Consider the following 16558-nt stretch of genomic DNA (forward strand, 5'->3'; position numbering starts at 1 on the left):
CTTGAATATCGCTGCCCGTTTGATCTGCGCTGCCGCATTGCTATCGGCGTCCCCCGCCCTGTCCGAGGCCGTTCCGCGAAGCGGGTCGCTCGACAACCGCGTGCGCACCGCGACTTATGTTGAGAACCAAGTCTTTGTGATTGAGACTGACCTGCGTCATTCAACGACCATCCACTTTGGGCAGGGCGAACGGTTTGACGCCGTCATTGTTGGCGACACCGAGAGTTTCCAAGTCGATCCGATCCCTGAGCTTGGAAACGTGCTGACCATCAAACCGCACGTGCAAGGTGCCTCAACCAACATGACGGTAATCACCAACCGGAGGACATATTCCTTCCATCTCCGGGAAGGGGCCATTCCGGGTCGCTCAGGCATGTTTTTCGAGGTGCGGTTTCGTTATCCCGAAGACGAGCGTCGGGTGGCAGCGGCCAATACCCAACCCAAGGGCTTTGAAGCACCGCGCAATTACAGCTATCGCGTTGCTGGCGAAGGCGATTTCCGCCCAACCCATATCTATGACGACGGGCGGTACACTTACTTCGCCTTCCCCGAAAACGGACGCCAACCCGCGGTGTTCAAGGCAGACGATCAAGGCCGCGAACGCACCGTGAACTGGACCCAGCAAGGCAACACTGTCCGGGTGCTTGGCGTGAACCAGTTTTGGACTCTGCGGATTGGCGACGAGGCCATCTGCGCTTTGCGCGATGACAGCGCAATTTATGTGAGCAACTGATCATGGCAGATGAGAACACACCCGACCTGCAATACCGCCTCAGCACGTTCAGCCAGAAGGGCAAAGTCAAACGCCGTAGCGGCAACATCGGTGTCGGGGCATTGGCGATCGCTCTTGCCCTTGGCGGCGGTGGTGCTGCCTACTTTCTGGCAGCAAATCTGCAAGACGGCACCGAAGGCTTAGAAACCTCTGATGTTGAGACCTTTCAAGACCAACGCACCGGAAATGGCGGGAGGCTAGAATTCCCGCCGGATGAAGCGGAACAGCGGGTTAATGATGCGCTGATCGCGGTTGAAGAGGCACTCGATGTGCCAGCCCCTGCCCCAGCGGCAGAACCCAGTGCCGCAGTCTTAGAAGAAATCGCAAAGCTGAGGGAAGCGCTTGCTGCGAGCCAGTCCGCCCGCAACGCCGAAATCCAAGAAGCTGTGTCTGATTTACGAGAAGCGTTTCAGGTTCAGACCGACGCGCTTGAAGCATCCATTGCCGCCAAAGACACCGAGTTGCAAAACGCGCAGCGACAGAACGAAGCGCGGCTGTCTGGCCTCCAAGCGATGTTGGACGCCGAACGCGCGCAGCGCGAAGGCCTTGAGGCAGAAATGGCGCGCGATGGATTGATTGCAGATCAAAGGTTGCTTGAAGAACGCCGGCGCCAAGAGGAAGAACAACGGCTGCGTGAAGCCGAACGGGTGGCTCAAGAATTACTTACCGCGCAGATTGTCTCGCCATCGGTTGTCTATGCCGACGGTCCACGCGCTGCATCAGCTGGAACGACGAACCCAAATGCAGCCACCGGAGCAGATGGGCCAACCCTTTCTGAAAATGAACAGTATCTCCGGCAAGGCGCAAGGCCACTGGAAATTCAAGAAGCGTCCCAGATGGCCTTCCCAGAGAGAACGCTCTCACAAGGGTCCGTCATCCAAGCCGCCTTGCAGACGGCTATCAACAGCGACTTGCCGGGCTCTGTTGTGGCGGTTGTGTCTGAACCGGTGCCTGCGTTTTCTGGCGATCAGATATTGATCCCGCGCGGCTCCCGTCTTTTTGGCCAATATCGGTCTGGAATTGAGTTGAACCAGAAACGTATCCTGATCCTATGGACCCGCGTGCTGACCCCTGATGGGACGTCGATAGAAATCGCCTCGGTTGGCGGCGACCAGCTTGGGCGCTCTGGGTTAACTGGAATCGTGGACACGAAGTTCGCTGAACGATTTGGCGGCGCGGCGCTCATCTCGCTCATTGGCGCAACTCCCGCTGTCGCCGCAAACAGCACTGACAATGAAACAGCCAGCGAAGTACTTCAGGGGGTTTCCGGAGATCTGGAAGACGCTATGGGGTCTGTGATCGCTGAGCAGGTTTCGATCTCACCCACTATTTATATTGATCAAGGTGCATCCGTGACAGTTCTCGTCGACCGTGATGTGGTGATCTATTGAGCCAACCCCCGCTGCCTGCGTCCTACTTAGAGAGATATCTTGAGTCGTTTCGCGACCTATTACTGCGGGACGACGTCGTTGAAATCGCAATCAATCCTGATGGGAAAGTCTGGATCGAAGCCGCAGGTGACGCAACAATGCGGCATGAAGGTCAAACCGTTGACCGCGCCACGGCATTCAATATGGCACAGACAATCGTCGGTGATGCCAATGCCCGCGTGTCAGAGAAGAACCCTCTGGTGTCTGGCAAAGTTGAATATGCTGGCCGTCCTTTGAGAGTTCAGGTCGCGGTTCCACCCGCCATTGAACAGGGTGCTTCAATCACGATCCGTCTGTTCGCCACGGTGGGCGTGAAGGGGTACAAACCATCATATCTTTTTGGCAAAGCTGTCTCTCTAGACCAACTGAGGGCTGAGAAGATGAAGGCCATTGCCAGCCAAGCTGAAGAAAACCTCGAATCCGCTTTGCAGGCCTTAGTGCAGCAAAGGCTCAATATATTGATCAGTGGTGGCACGTCGACCGGCAAGACCACCTTTGCCCGACATCTCCTTACTCATGTGGCCGATAGCGAACGACTAATCACGATTGAAGATGCATTTGAGCTGTTCCCTATCCAACCCAATACCGTTGCCCTACTGGCAAGTCGCGGCACTGGATCACAGAGAAGCTCTCACGCGCTCCTGCAAGCGTCGCTACGCATGCGTCCAGACCGTATCATCGTCGGGGAGCTGCGCGGAGACGAAGCCTTAACCTACCTCGAAGCGATCAACACCGGACATGGTGGGTCAGTCTCAACGATCCATGCGGAAACAGCTGAGCTCGCAATTGATCGGTTAGCCATAATGGTCTTGCAAGCGGGCACGCCGCTGACCTTCGCTGAGGTGCGGCAGTACATTCAGAAGTCGATCGATGTGATCGTCCAATTGGGACGGAAAGACGGGAAACGTGGGATAACTGAGTTCTTTTTACCCAAATAGCCCTCATCAACTATGGTTATGGTGGACTTTCACCACGGTACGTACCAACTCTCATAATGCGGAAAAATCACCATATCACTGAAAGCGAGAAAAATGGAGCCCGGTCATATTCTTTTTAGTGCAAATGGCGGATTACCGATTAACGGCCCAGACCAAGTACTGAGCTTAGGGCGCGTCAAACCACCCGTGAAAGAGTATTCTTTAACAACAGCTTGATTAGGACGCAACTCTCGATGCGTAGAAGATAGGACCCGTTTGTTTGAAAGTCAGTTGTGGGGCTTGATCTTTAGCTCATCTGGACTTATATATCTCAGTATATATACATTGAGGTGTATACCGTGACAAAGAAACGCGTAGTAAAAACAGCGCCTGGCTTCGAGAACGAGATTCTGAGCAGCATTCGACCGCTGTCGTTAGATGCGAAGCAAAACGCTTCTGTGGCTTACGACACATTGTGGCTGATTGATCCTCCAATCAAAAGCCGATGTGGACTGTTGGATTCCCGATATGAGGTGTTCGCACTTGAAATCGAGGGAAGCCCCAATATCCTGTTTGTCGTTTCCATCGACAGATCGGACACAGACACTACGACCATCTTGCTTCACGGCATTTTGTCCGCTTTGAACATCATCGACGCATCTGGGCAGCTTGCAGCGCGACATCTCAGTTCCACCCATCGACCCTGGGAGACCTAACATGACGGACCTTACAAAAGCACTCGCTGCGCAAGACCCCGAATTTGCCAATGCTATGGAAGAGAACAAGCGAAAGCGGAAGCTGGCTGTGACTCTTCGGTCGTTGCGCCATGCCGCGAATCTCACACAAACGGAAGCCGCGAAATTATCGGGGTTAAAACAATCTCATATCTCCAAATTGGAGGCCGCCACCGGCGCGATGCCGACACTCGAAACCCTGTTAAAGTACGCGGCAGCATGTAATGCTGAGTTGAGCTTGGATTTCAACCTCACCCAAGAGGACGAATACTCAACCGTATTGGATGTATCGCATGCAATATCCACGGCATCTACAGCAGAGGTAGAGCAAGCTCCTGCGTCGACCTTCCGTGTGATAAAGGGCTCACTCGCAGCTACCAAGATGCGGCCAACTCATCTAGCCCGGTTGAGCGACGATCAAATTCACGCAGTTCAACGCGGAGAAAAAGTGAAAATCAGAACAGAGGAAGTGATCGAAACTGTCGTAGACGGCGTTGAGTTTCACGTATCACTAGATTGAAATGACTTGGATTACATTTTTGAACATCGCAACCTTCTTTGGAATCGCCATTTTGGCAGTCCCAACCCTTTCGTTGAACAAACGGAAAAAGAGCCTTCAACAGGCAAACGGAATTTTGGACCGCGCCTTACAACGCACGGCCGATGATCCGTTCAATGAGGTAATATCCGAAGTTCAAGAAGCTCGAGGGACCTTAGCAGGCCAATGGCGGCGAATTGATGAAATCTGCTTGTTTATTGGCTATTTCTTACTCCTAGGTTCATCCTTCGCTCGAATCTATACGTAGAGGCCTTGCGTTGGTGATCTTAGGAGAAGAAATTCACAATCCAAGTAACTAGGATCGCACGGCGTTCGTCTAGCAAGCAAATTTGAGCCTTGTTGTCCGCGTTGATCAGCAGCCGGATGTTACGAACAATCTTCCGCGCGATAACTGGATTTATCTCCTTTTCATCCTGTTTGAGAATAAAGGATGCGATTCGCGCTGTTTCATAACCCTCTTTGTATACGACCACGATCCGTTCGGTGGGCCGACCAGACTCAGAAAAAACATCGATGAGCCAACCCTGATCGGTCGCCAGAGCTTTCAAACCGCGCTTGAAATCTATCGCTTTCTTAGGATGCATTGCCGAGGTCTCCTTAGTCATACAATTCTGACATGAACATCTATCACACATAAGATATTTTTACACAAGTGTATATATTGCCATTTTTGAAAAATGCCGATAGTAGACCATCATGAGTTAAAGGCCGCTGATTTAAGTCAGACATGCGGACAAGCCAAAGAACGAGGTTTATTAAAATGAAGTTGGAATTTTGCTACGCTGTAGAGGAAGAGGACGGGTATGCCGTACTGGAGGTCCCAGCGTTTCCTGAGATCACCATTTCCATAGACGAAATCGATATAGAGCGCGGTCTAGTTCGATCAATCGCAAACGACGGAATCAAGAACGCAATTCAGGCGCGGATAGACTACAATGACGAGATACCATCGTCTGATGGAACCGTTCGTCCAGACGGGTACGAAAAATTGCAGCTTTCGCCGTTGGCTGCATCTAAGGCGCTGCTCTACACACATTTTCGAAAATTGAGTGTGTCCAAAGCAGAGTTTGCAAAAAGGATTGGTGTGGGAGCTACAACGCTTAATCGCATTTTTGATCTTTCACATGAGTCTCGGTTCGATGTCGTTCTCGATGCATTCGAACGGTTGAATCTTGAATTTGACTCATCTGTCTCTGCGGAACCAAGAAAAACTGCCTAGCGTAGGAACTTCCTAAAGTAGATTTTTTTTGTCCCAATCGCGCAAAACGGCCTCGATCTGTTCGACGGCAGTTTCACAGATCCAAGCAGCGTCGCGCTGCGTTTGTCCCCTTTGTTCCAGCGCGCCTGGCGCTCCTGCTCCCGGGCGCGTCATGCGTACCAGCGACTTCATAAGGTTCTTTTGAAGTTTATCAAAAAGGCGGTACTGGTCTGATGCAGCGACGCCTTTGGCCGGATTCATCTCTAACGCCTTAAAGTAGGCCAGTAAGATAAATGCGTTACGCACGGAATGCGCCGCCCATCTCAGCGAGTTCTCATTCCTTGGTAGATCATCCACGAGTTCCACAATTGCTTCAGGAATCAAAGTCCGGTGAAAAACATGTTCGACATAGGATAGGTTGTTGATCAGCGACCCCACACAGAGCTTTCCCCGAGCAGTTGCTGAATAACGAAATTGGATCTTGGGATTCCGGTAGACTTCTGACGTTAAGAAGTCCGTTTTCTGCAGGAAGCGTACCAGCAACCTTAAGTCAGAAACGACGAAGCCGAACTCACGATTGAGCGCCGATTCTAGTTCACGGAAACTAAGTGATCCTTGGCTACATAATTGCACAATGCGTATTTTCTCCAACATGCAGTGTCTGTCGAGATTGGCAATGTGTTCATCATTGGTGTAGTTGAAGATGTTATCAATTTCGCCGTAAAATCGCGCATTTCCGACAACCCGCTTCGTCACACCTATATCCTCCATCATGGGGTCATCGGTGTCTAAGATAAATGCTTGATTTTCGAACCATTCTCCTTTTCTGAATAGCAAAAGCTCAACTACGCGATATGACTTGCGATGTAGAAAGTCGTTACCGCGCGAAGAAGCCAGCGCACCAACAAGTTTAGGCGTGGGTGCAGGGAAATATTCCTCATCGTTGAGGTAACCTAGTTTGAGCATCTCACGGACGCTCCAAAACATAACGCGGGCGACAAAGTAAAAAGTTTCACGGAGGTTACCGTCAAAGAAGTTGTAGATGAGATCGCTTGAAACTGCAGGTCCATGTCCGCGCCATATGGCCAAAACTGTCCTTTGGATAACCCGCATAACATTGAAAACAAAAGCATCTTTCTGATTTTTGTCTAGCTTTGCAACGTCTGGGATTAAGTCCGCAGCACGCGTGATAATGGAAACCATTGCAGCAAGTCCATGAATGCTATCCAAATGAAAGTATTTTTGAAACTCGAGCGGTTCGCCCTTGCTAGCATAGCGAGCTTCCATAGCATCTGCTGTGTTATTACGCATAACAATTATGCTGTCTGTTTTTATGAGCCAGCCTAAATCAAGAAGTTCTGTTGGTGCCGAAAGGAAGCGACGATTTCGAATGATATGATCAACAGCCTCCCACTCCCTACTATCCTTGAAAGCGTCTTCAACGCGCAATGAGTCCAAACCATCAAAAATGGTGACCAGATGAACGTCTTCCTGCCACAAGGCCGCTATCAATAGCTTTCGCTCTGCAGTTGATCTTTTTGCAAGCCACTCGATTAAGTTGGCGTTGCTTAAGGCTGCTTGGGCAAAAGTCTCTTGCACAAGCATTTTTAGATCCCCCTCGTCAGCAAGCCCGAATTGCGGAGCATGCTTCTGCATCGCAACCTCGAGCTTGCCTAGTTCCGCGTCACGAAACTCAACGCTCATGAACTGCCACCGAAGTTCGAAACGGCATCCGTCCACAAGTGTAAAGAAATGGTGCAGAAAGAGATCTCGGGCATGAATAAACGACATGTAGTCTTCAAGCGCCCGCTCCTTCGTTTCCCGTTGGTCACGCCATCGCCGCCAGAACTTTAGGAACTCAAACCGCGAGAAAACGACGTTCTTCCGGTCAATTACCTCAGCATTCTCGGACAATAAGTATTTGAAAATAGTTGATTTTCCGCATCCAGGACCGCCCACGACAGCCCGAGAATGCTTTGGCACCCGCTCATCTAGAATTTCAGGAAGGACGGTTTGAGTAAACCAGTCATTGGCGACACTACGACTAGAATTGATTGGAATGCCGTCAGCATATCTTGTAGATGTTGTTGCAATTATTTCGAAGCGTTCTTCAGTAGACAATCTTTTAACGTTATTCTCGCTGTAAATGAGCGTTTGGTTCCAACGCTCTAGCGTGGTCTTCCCGTATTCCGATTTTTCGGCGGCTCTCCGAATGCCGCGAAATAACCGTTCAATTGGGTACTCTGTGTCTTCGTGATCCTTTGGGCGCACTCGAAAATCTTCATCTAGGTCGCTCTCGATTTCTTCCCAGAGCTCTTCAATATCGATATCGGGAAGTCCGATGAAAGCTTCCTCGCCGCCAGGCCGTGAGAGCTTAGGGTAACAAAGTTCACTAGTTGCTAAGCGTTTTGGGTTGAGGGAAGGAATTTCTTCTATTAACCGAAGTAGCTTCGCACGTGGAGTATCTGGATCTTCCTGATAAATTTCGCCACGCATTTTCTGTCCACCTTCACTTTTTCACTTCTGTAAAGAAGTCAGTGTATTGGCGATAAAAGTCAACGCCAAACCTGAAAACTTAGGCGAGCTGTTTCGTTCGAGGCCAAAATTGGGAAGTTAGCATTATCTAATTTTTAGGTCAGTTTTCGACTTTTGATGATGGCTCCAGCCCCCACACTCTCAATCGAGTCCGAATACCTCACCATAGGCAACGAGATCCCGGCAAGCCATGGACCTGAAAAATATTCTTGGCTAGATCTATACCAAACGTGGCAAATTGCATTGAGTAGCTCCTCTCAATTGCAGATAAAGACAACTTCAGTATGGCGCATTGCGACGTAGGTTGGAGCAGTAGCCATCCACCCCATCTGCAACGGAATTCACAGATCGAAGCATTACCCGCCCAACAACTCCTCGACGAACTCCTCCCGCATATCCAACGTTTGCTTCCAGGCCGTCGGCACATCCGCTTCCCGCTCTACCATCTCTGGCTGCGGCTGATGTTCCATCTCGACCCCCTCCGCCATGACCCTCATTCCCCGCGCCTCGCGCCGTTCCGCACGATCTCGCGCCAGCGGATGGCCCGCGGTATCATTTGCCCCCTGCGCTCTGTCCTCGTCACCCCCAACACCCCACGGCCCAACACCTTCCACACTTGGCGGATAAGGAAACGGCTTGTCCTTCTGTTTGGCATCCATCTCCTTAAACATTGGGTCATCATAGTACTTGATCCGCTGCGCTTTAATTGGGTGTTGCGGGGACGCAAGGATTATTACCTCGTCGGGATCCATCAACCTCGCTTCAGTTTCCGACAGCAACGGCCGCTCTTCCAGCCGCGCAGACGTCGACGTCGCGCCGAGTATCCCTTTGTTCCGCCCATACATCCGGGTCACCGCTTCCCGCGTCCTGCTGCCAACAGCCGCCGAAACCTCCTTCACCGTCCGCTGATCCCGCGGCGTGATATAGAGCTTGAGCCCCGCCCCATTCTCCAAGCTCTCCCGGCCTTCGGGACCATAAATCCGATCCAAGGACGCAAGCGACTGCGCAATCATCGCCACCCTCCCGCCGTAGCTTGCGAGCGAGTGGATAGCCCGTTCCAGATACGGCATCGCCCCCATCTGTTGGAATTCATCAATCATCATCATGACGGGCCACGGCTCATCCGGTCCTGGCTCTTTGAGACGAATGGACGCAATCAGATCCGCGAACATCAGGCGCAACAGCGGCGCCAGCGTCGCGATATGATCCTCTGACACGGCGATATAAAGCGACTGCGGCGTCTTGCGGAACGTTGCAAAATCGAAATCGCTGCCTTGGGTGGCTGATCTTACCGCCGGGTTGTCCCATTGCTTCAGACCTGCCGTCATCAGCGCCTGAATATTCGAGGTCAGTAACCGGGAAGACGCACTCGCCGCGTTGGTCCAAAGCTCGCGCAAAATGGCTTCTTCGGCCTCATCGGCATAGGTCTTGTATTGCGCGTTCTTGTATTCACCACCCGCAACGATCTTGTTCACTTCACCTAGGTTTGCCGTGCCACGCTGGACCGCCAGCAGACAGGCAGCCACAAAGATCGACTTGCCGGCTTCAGAAAACGTATCGAGCGTTTTGTTATCCTTATCGAGAAACAGATCGGCCAGAATGCTGACTTCGGTGAACCGTTGCGCGAACGTCGGGGCCTTGGCGATGCGCGACAGAGGATTGTAGCGGTGTGTGGCATTGGACCAATCAAAGGGGCTAAACCGATAGACCTCATCGCCATTGAGCGCGCGCAAGCGAGACGTTTTCTCAAAGTTCTCGCCTTTGACATCGAGCACCACAACTGACCCCGCGAAGGCCATCAGGTTTGGGATGACGAAGCCCACACCCTTACCGGCCCGCGTTGGCGCCACCATCATCACATGAGGGATGGCCGCTGAAGAAATGAACCCACCTTTTGATTTTGGCGTACCAAGCTTGCCACAAACAAATCCCTCCCCCGGCTTGTGCAGCATGTCATTTTTCATAAGCTCGGGTTTGGTCTGCCAATGGGCCGAACCATAGTCATCCCGCTCTTTCTTCCAAGTCCAGGCCAGCGCGAGACCACCGAGCCCGAGAGATCCAAAGCCAACCGCGCTATAGGCAACTTTGAAGGCTTCGGGGTGTGCGGCGCGCAATCCCGCGCTGGCATTCCATACAGCCAGCATGTCGAAATTGCCAAACCCAGTCCGCAACGCCAACGCCAAATAGAAGCTGGCGACGATTGTCCCAAGGATCGCGCCGCAGATTGCGCCAAAGGGCAGTGCAGCCCAAAGAGGAAATGCTTTGTTCATCTGTCCGTCCTCGCCTTAGAATTCCATCTCATCATCGAGCACCCGATCGCGCCCGAGATCCTTGCCTAAAGTTTGCGCCTCTTGCTGCCCTTTGAGTTGTGCGACTTCGGTTGCCTTGTCCTGCTGCAAGCTGGATGCACGATCAGTGAAGACTTGGTCACCGGTTTCTTCAAAGGTCATTTCTAAGAATTCTTGCGTGACGGTGATCTGGTCGATCTTGTTGGGCAGCACAGCGTCAAGCACTTCGTAATTGCCACGCCTCAGCTCTGAGAGGCCTTCCTCGCCCAACTCTTTGAACAGCTCGGCCTGCAAGGTGCGCTCAACCGTCTCTTCTTGGACCTCCGACAACTGCCCGTCTCGCAGCATATCGGCCAGATCCTGCAGATAGGTATTTGGAGTGCGATCATCGTCATCGATCAGGGGCAGATCCGCTGCTTCCTCCTCTGCAAGGCTAAGCCCGATCGCGACGCCAAGTTCTTTGGCACGCTCGGTCAAGGCCTCCATGACCCCGTCGACACGTTCCAACGCCCCATCGAGCTGCTCATCGCTGGCACTATCGACGGTCAGTCCATCTTTGCTCAGTACGGCATTCATGTCCCGCTCAACCCAGTCTTGCGCCATACCGTAGTTCTTGGTGCCGCCTGCGGTGATCCGCGCCACCAGCTCATTGCTGTCCATGCCCGCCTCATCAGCCTGAGCGAGGACATCTTTCAGGGCGTCATCATTGCCCGATTGCAGCGCCGCGATCAGCACCTCGTTTCCAGCACCGGGCGGATAGGGCTCTTCAAGCTGCTTGCCAAACCGCGCGCGCAGTTCTGGATCAGGCACCATCTGTGACAGGTCTGCGATGACGGGAGCAGCCTTGGCTTCAAACGCGGCGCGCTCGCTCACATCAAGCTCTTCGGCTTTCAGCCGCAACGCCTCAATCGTGCGCTCGGAATAGTCGATGGCGTCACCGACGGTTTTGATGTCTTTCATATCGATCTCTCCTTCGGTGAATGTCCAAGGGGTGCCCGTGCCCAGATTGGCGGCCATGCCGCGCACGGCGCGGGCAAGATGGCGCTGATCCATGCGGTCCAACAGGTCTGCAAACTCTGTGTAGTCTTTGGCAAAGCCCACGACCTGCGCTTGTGCGACGGCCGACTCCTCGGCCGTCATGATGATTTCGCGCGGCAGACGCGCTTCTTCTTTGGCACGGTAGATCTCCGACAGGTCTGCGGGCTTCTCGAAGATGCCGCGCTCAAGCCGCGTGGTGGCGTCCAACATGACGCCATAGCCTTCGGCAATCTCTGCCTGCTTTTCGCGCATCAGCTGGGGCGACATCACACCTTCGGCCCAACAAGAAAACCACGTGCCCTGATCGAGCCCACGGTTGTTCAGAATGATGTGCGCATGTTTGTGGGCACGGTCGTCATGTACGGCGAGAACGTAATCCCACTGATCACCGTACTCACCACTCTCGAAAAAATGCTCAGTCCAATCCATCGCAATGTCGCGCACCTGATCGACAGTGACATCTGTTGGGAATGACAGCAGCATGTGAGAGGTGAAACCAAGCTTGGTCGAGCCGCGCCAAGTCTCGGACCAAGCTTCGATGATATCTGACTTCTGATCCTCAGACAGCACAGTCTCATCGGTGAGCGCATTGGTCATGGTCGAATAGGTGTAAACCGCCTTGTCATTGATATAGGCAAGCTGATTGCCAAGAGAGGTTTGCGTCTTACAGCCCCCTGCCCTGATCCGTTTGAACACGGCTGCGCGGCTCTGGCCGCTGGCAGCCTTGGCGACGTTGCGCGCCGACATGGATCCCACGCGCCCGAAGCTGCGCCCTTGCCTTCGGCCCGCGATGCGCGCATCAATCCGCGCCGCCGCCTTGCCCCGGATCCGTTCATCCTCCCAGAGCTTGCCCATGACAGAACTGTAGAGAGCGAGTGGGTCAACCATTGGAGATGTTCCGATCATTAACGGCCGCACTCGCCTCCCGCGCCACCCCTCCATTCGGAGCCAATGCCACCGAAGTCCGCGCCTCTTCGCGGCCACTCTCCCCTGCCACCAAACGCAATCCGGAGGCCACGCGCGCAAGCCCATCTGGATGCGCACGCAGGGCGGCATCCCCGTCTTCCTTTAACGGCCAATCCTGCTTGCGCCGAACCTGCGCTGCATCCTTAATCTGACCAAGCTCACGGCTCATGCTCTGCGCAAGATCAAGCAGCTCGACAAGCAATGCACGGTCCCCAGGCGACACTGAAACCTTGCCGCGATGGACCGCCTTTGCGAGCACCAAACCAGCGTCACTGACGTCCTTGGCTTGTCGCCAACTGGCACAGAATTCAGCAACCAAATCGCGCGGCACATCAAGGAACCCACACCGCCCACGCAGCACTGCATTGAGGGCTTGGGAGCGGTTGGCAAAACCACGTGTCTGCCACTCTGCATCAAAGGCTGCGAGCTCTGACGCTGAGGCGCGGAAACTGACCCGCTCAGAGGGATCGCGCACGGCCAGTCCTTCGCCCTGCTCTTCCTTTGCCAGCCGCGTCACATGCCTGCGAGAGACGCCGTAGGCTTCGGCCAAGACCTTTGGGGTTTCACCTGCATGGTAGCGCCGCGCCAGTTCAATGCGCTGCTCCAGCTTGAGGCGTTTTGGTCTTCCTGTCTTCATCACAAGCGTACCTCGCTACATCCAAAATCAAATATCCGACGGCGCGTGCGAGGCAGCGTTTGCTTGCAAACGCGCATCCATCTGCAGGGGAATTCTCTTTTGCGTGGCACGCTCTCAGACCCCTCGGACAAATGTCGCAGACAAGTGGCATATCCTGCCAACGTCTTTCTCTTCTCTTTCCTTCATATATCAATAATACATATTGCACAATTTATCTTTTTGTATTGCCGGAATTTCGATGCCCCCTACGCCGCCTGTCAAAAGCCATACCAAGCATAAGAGCTATTCTGACTGACTCTATTGGCTGCTCGCACAATGCGAGCGCGTGCCTTCACATACAAAACAACAAGCAAGGATTTGCTCCCCCAAGGCGCATCGAGTTATCAACATGAAAACGCCAAGAAAGCTGACGCCCGACCGCGTCGGCATCAACTTCACCAATTGCCTGTCAGGGCCCCCTACAGGAGGTTCCTTACCCCTGCGGATCACTCAATCCGCAGGGGCAACTGGCTCAATGAGCCAGATCCTGGGTGCGCAAATCTGCGCAGCGATCTTGGGCAATCAGAGCCTCGGTTGCGAGGCTGTCGATGACTTCGGGATGATCACCCTCTTCAAAGGCTGAGAGGTAGGTTTCAAAGGCCATGTCAGCTTGCAGTTCTGCGAGGTCGAGGGATTGTTCGTATGTCATGTTGTGATCCTTTCCATTGATCGTCGTTGGACGGATCGTGAAAAAGACTGGAGGCATCAGAGCGGGCTGCACCCAACTTGGGGCGCAATGAAATGGAGCACGTGAAGGGCGATGTTTGTTGTGCGCGATGCACGCAGCGCGCAAGGCGTCAGCCGTCCAGAAACCTCGCCCAAGCGTTGCAGGCTGCTCGCCTCCGGCTAGCGATCTGATGGGCCCACAGGTCAATGGGAAGGGGCACAACGGGGTGATAAATCGAACTGTCGTCAACCAGTTTGCCGGAACGCGACAGAGGACATTATCACACGCTCAAATGCGAAGTTGCTGCAAACCACACGTCAACCAAGTCGTCTCAAAAACCCCAACGGCGACTTCAAAGTCACAAGATCATGATCGGTTCAGTTGCTCCTCAAGAGACCTAATCGACGCTAACATTGCATCAAAGGATGGAGCCTCCCCGAAGATCATAGCTTCGGTGTTTTTGTAATCACCAACCAACCGTGCGGCCATGTCTTCAGGTGGTACGAGCGAAAACGTTCCGGGCTCTGCCGTGGCAAGATTGAAGTCAGGGCGGTTAAAAAATGTCTTCGCGTGGGCCACACAATCCCGACCAAGCTCAAAGGCAGCCACAGCGCGTTTGCCCGTTTCAGTTTCCAACATGCAATGCAGATCGTAGTAGTGGCGCGAGATGCGCTGCCCGTCCTGCTTCAGCTCGCCGCGCGTGTCGAACCAGTTCCGTAGCCCGTGCAAAATGACGACCTTGTCCCAAAAGGTGCGCTCTGCATCAATCGTTCGAACGTCTGGGACATCCAAATCGATGCCATCCAAATCGTCGGAAATGTAGGGACAGATCATCTTTCGGCTGTTGGGATCGAGAGCTGATTTCGCACCGGACTCGATTTTAACAGCCGCTTGAACATATCCGGTATCGGAACCGTCGACGCGTGGATACCAGACAAGCAGTGTCTGGCCCGTGCCATCATCAGGATCGATTTCGATCCGACCCTCGCCGCCGGTATCCTCGGCAATAAGCTGGGAGATCTCCGCAAGAAGCGGTCCCGTAATATAAGCTTGGCAATCGTTCTGGATCGCCTCAATCGCTGCTTTGCGTTTCTTCCCAGAGAGCGCGGCCAGTGCCTCGGGCGATGCCCCATGGCCAAGATCGTCGCGGAACACGGTCACGTCGATGTCTTCGGAAAACCGATCAATCAAACCATAGGCCTTTGAAAGGGATGTCCCCCCTTTAAACAGGAGCCGTGGACCACCGGCAGGAAGCCGATGATAGAGCGCATTGAGTGTCCAGCAGACCCAGAAGTCCTTCTCGATGTTGATCAGCGGTGCGCCGAGCCTGTTCGCAGTGGTGAGAAACAGATCAGCACGATCCGCAACACTGGCAGCAATGATCTTCTGGAAACCTTCAGTGCTCATCACTGATCTCCCTCTGCCGCATCAAACAGAGGCGCACGCAAAATATCCTGCATCCAGATCGGCATGGCTGACAAGCCGCCCTTCAGATCATCCAAAAGAGCCGGACCTTTGTCCTTGTCGGCAAGCAAACGCCGGGCAGTTTTGCGAACAGCGCCCTCTTCAACATCATTCGACATGACGTCATGAAGCCAGTGCAGGGCCTGCACTAGATACATGCCCGGCCGCCCCGCCCAGTATAGCCGACTTGGGGCCGCATGTTTGAAGACGATCTTTTGATTGCCCAGCGTGACCGGCTTGAGGCGCGCATCGACCAGTACCTCGATTTTGGCTGGCACCGCGTTGGTAAGTCCAAGTGTGTTTGCTGCGGTCATACCATCGATCAGCCAGCGGACTTGATCACGGCGCGCGATTGCATCGATGACAGCGCGATAGTCAGGTACGGTAGATTTTCCTGTCAGTGCGTTCTGGGATGGCTTGTCGTAGAGTCCGCGCTCAATGCGACGCAGCTGACCGGACTTGACCATTCGCTGGAGAGCCTTGTCGACGGCAGCGCGAGCGCCAATGTCAGCAAAATCGGCTGGTGTCCACACTTGGCGCGGCGCGTCATCTATGCGCGCGCGCAAGCGATCTGGCAGTGTTTTGGTTTGTGCGTCATCTGTCATGTCCGAAATATGCCACAAGTTTCGGACAAATGCGAGTCCGAAGAATACTACAAATTTCGGACATATATATTTCACGCACGGTCGAAAACTCACATCTGTACGAATTAAGCCAGACCGCCGAAACGGTCTGGCTTGTTTGTTAAGCGGCCTCTTTGGGGCCCCAGGGGATGATGGCCTGCAGGGACATGTCATCTTGGCTCGCGGCTTTGCCAAGGTTGGCGTTGAAGGCGTGATCGCGGACCGTCAGGGTGAAGTAGTCAGAACCGGTATCCTTGTTCTGCTTCTTCCAGACGCCACCGCATTCGACCAGTTTGCCGCGAGGGGAGCGGCCAAGGACGCGGTGCGTCGGTGCCATGGGGTTGCTGCTGGCGATGGGTTCGACTGTGATGTCGAGGTCGAAGTTTAGGGTTGAAATGGACCCTACGCCTTTTGCTGTTTCGATATCGTCGCTTGTGAATTTGATGCAGTTCGTGGTCATTGCTTTTCTCCTTGTTTGCGTTGCAATGATGGTCACTTTGCAGCTGGCTAAGGCCCTTACACACCGAAGGCGAAGCGCAGCGGAGAGGGGCAGGCGCCGCTCTTTTTGTCCCGCGAGGAATGGCCCACCTCTTATCTTTGGTGGGACAGGGGAAAAAGATCCGGGGCAACCTTTGTGGATGGGGCGACAGCTGCGACCAGCATTATCGAGCAACTCAACACATCAGGAGAA

15 protein-coding genes are annotated in these 16558 nt (G+C 53.6%); 6 read left to right on the plus strand and 9 right to left on the minus strand.

From position 1 onward, the window contains the following. The first annotated feature begins 1 nt into the window (after position 1). The 5 genes from V7775_RS20310 (at position 2) to V7775_RS20330 (ending at position 4373) form a co-directional block, all read left to right on the plus strand. Positions 2–733 (plus strand): TrbG/VirB9 family P-type conjugative transfer protein, encoded by a 732-nt coding sequence (locus V7775_RS20310; protein WP_335753752.1) that lies wholly within the window; start codon positions 2–4, stop codon positions 731–733. A 2-nt stretch (positions 734–735) separates the two neighbouring features. Further along, entirely contained in the window at positions 736–2163 is a 1428-nt protein-coding gene (locus tag V7775_RS20315; RefSeq protein ID WP_335753753.1) for a TrbI/VirB10 family protein, read from the plus strand. Between the two features lie 11 nt (positions 2164–2174). Further along, a complete protein-coding gene (gene virB11 / locus V7775_RS20320; RefSeq protein WP_443070151.1) occupies positions 2175–3140 on the plus strand; it encodes a P-type DNA transfer ATPase VirB11 in 966 nt (321 codons plus the stop codon). A gap of 338 nt (positions 3141–3478) precedes the next feature. After that, on the plus strand, positions 3479–3835 hold the full coding sequence (locus V7775_RS20325; RefSeq protein WP_335753755.1) for a hypothetical protein: 357 nt from the start codon (positions 3479–3481) through the stop codon (positions 3833–3835). Position 3836: 1 nt separating this feature from the next. Next, positions 3837–4373 carry a helix-turn-helix domain-containing protein gene (locus V7775_RS20330; protein WP_335753756.1) on the plus strand — a complete coding sequence of 179 codons (537 nt, stop codon included), beginning with the start codon at positions 3837–3839 and terminating at the stop codon, positions 4371–4373. A gap of 305 nt (positions 4374–4678) precedes the next feature. Here the strand turns inward: V7775_RS20330 and V7775_RS20335 are convergent, their stop codons facing one another. Further along, complete coding sequence (locus V7775_RS20335; protein WP_335753757.1) at positions 4679–4996, minus strand: hypothetical protein; 318 nt, start codon at positions 4994–4996, stop codon at positions 4679–4681. A gap of 176 nt (positions 4997–5172) precedes the next feature. Between V7775_RS20335 and V7775_RS20340 the strand changes: the two genes are divergently transcribed. Then, the gene (locus V7775_RS20340; RefSeq protein ID WP_335753758.1) at positions 5173–5631 is read left to right on the plus strand and encodes a hypothetical protein; all 459 of its coding nucleotides are present in this window, start codon (positions 5173–5175) and stop codon (positions 5629–5631) included. Positions 5632–5643: 12 nt separating this feature from the next. On the opposite strand, the gene V7775_RS20345 is transcribed toward V7775_RS20340, so the two are convergent. The 8 genes from V7775_RS20345 to V7775_RS20380 all read right to left on the minus strand — a co-directional run bounded on the left by V7775_RS20345 (position 5644) and on the right by V7775_RS20380 (position 16327). Continuing rightward, positions 5644–8106 (minus strand): hypothetical protein, encoded by a 2463-nt coding sequence (locus tag V7775_RS20345; RefSeq protein WP_335753759.1) that lies wholly within the window; start codon positions 8104–8106, stop codon positions 5644–5646. A 395-nt stretch (positions 8107–8501) separates the two neighbouring features. Next, positions 8502–10415 (minus strand): type IV secretory system conjugative DNA transfer family protein, encoded by a 1914-nt coding sequence (locus V7775_RS20350; RefSeq protein WP_335753760.1) that lies wholly within the window; start codon positions 10413–10415, stop codon positions 8502–8504. A 15-nt stretch (positions 10416–10430) separates the two neighbouring features. Beyond that, positions 10431–12359 (minus strand): relaxase/mobilization nuclease domain-containing protein, encoded by a 1929-nt coding sequence (locus V7775_RS20355; protein ID WP_335753761.1) that lies wholly within the window; start codon positions 12357–12359, stop codon positions 10431–10433. After that, the gene (locus tag V7775_RS20360; protein WP_335753762.1) at positions 12352–13074 is read right to left on the minus strand and encodes a helix-turn-helix domain-containing protein; all 723 of its coding nucleotides are present in this window, start codon (positions 13072–13074) and stop codon (positions 12352–12354) included. Before V7775_RS20360 ends, V7775_RS20355 begins: the two co-directional genes overlap by 8 nt. Positions 13075–13585: 511 nt before the next feature. After that, the gene (locus tag V7775_RS20365) at positions 13586–13762 is read right to left on the minus strand and encodes a hypothetical protein (protein ID WP_170124821.1); all 177 of its coding nucleotides are present in this window, start codon (positions 13760–13762) and stop codon (positions 13586–13588) included. 384 nt (positions 13763–14146) lie between these two features. Then, on the minus strand, positions 14147–15187 hold the full coding sequence (locus V7775_RS20370; protein ID WP_335753763.1) for a nucleotidyl transferase AbiEii/AbiGii toxin family protein: 1041 nt from the start codon (positions 15185–15187) through the stop codon (positions 14147–14149). Beyond that, the gene (locus V7775_RS20375) at positions 15187–15849 is read right to left on the minus strand and encodes a DUF6088 family protein (RefSeq protein WP_335753764.1); all 663 of its coding nucleotides are present in this window, start codon (positions 15847–15849) and stop codon (positions 15187–15189) included. Before V7775_RS20375 ends, V7775_RS20370 begins: the two co-directional genes overlap by 1 nt. A gap of 139 nt (positions 15850–15988) precedes the next feature. Then, a complete protein-coding gene (locus V7775_RS20380; RefSeq protein ID WP_335753765.1) occupies positions 15989–16327 on the minus strand; it encodes a DUF736 family protein in 339 nt (112 codons plus the stop codon). Between the last annotated feature and the right edge of the window lie 231 nt (positions 16328–16558).

The sequence above is a fragment of the Sulfitobacter sp. genome, from assembly GCF_036960155.1.
GTDB lineage: Bacteria > Pseudomonadota > Alphaproteobacteria > Rhodobacterales > Rhodobacteraceae > Sulfitobacter.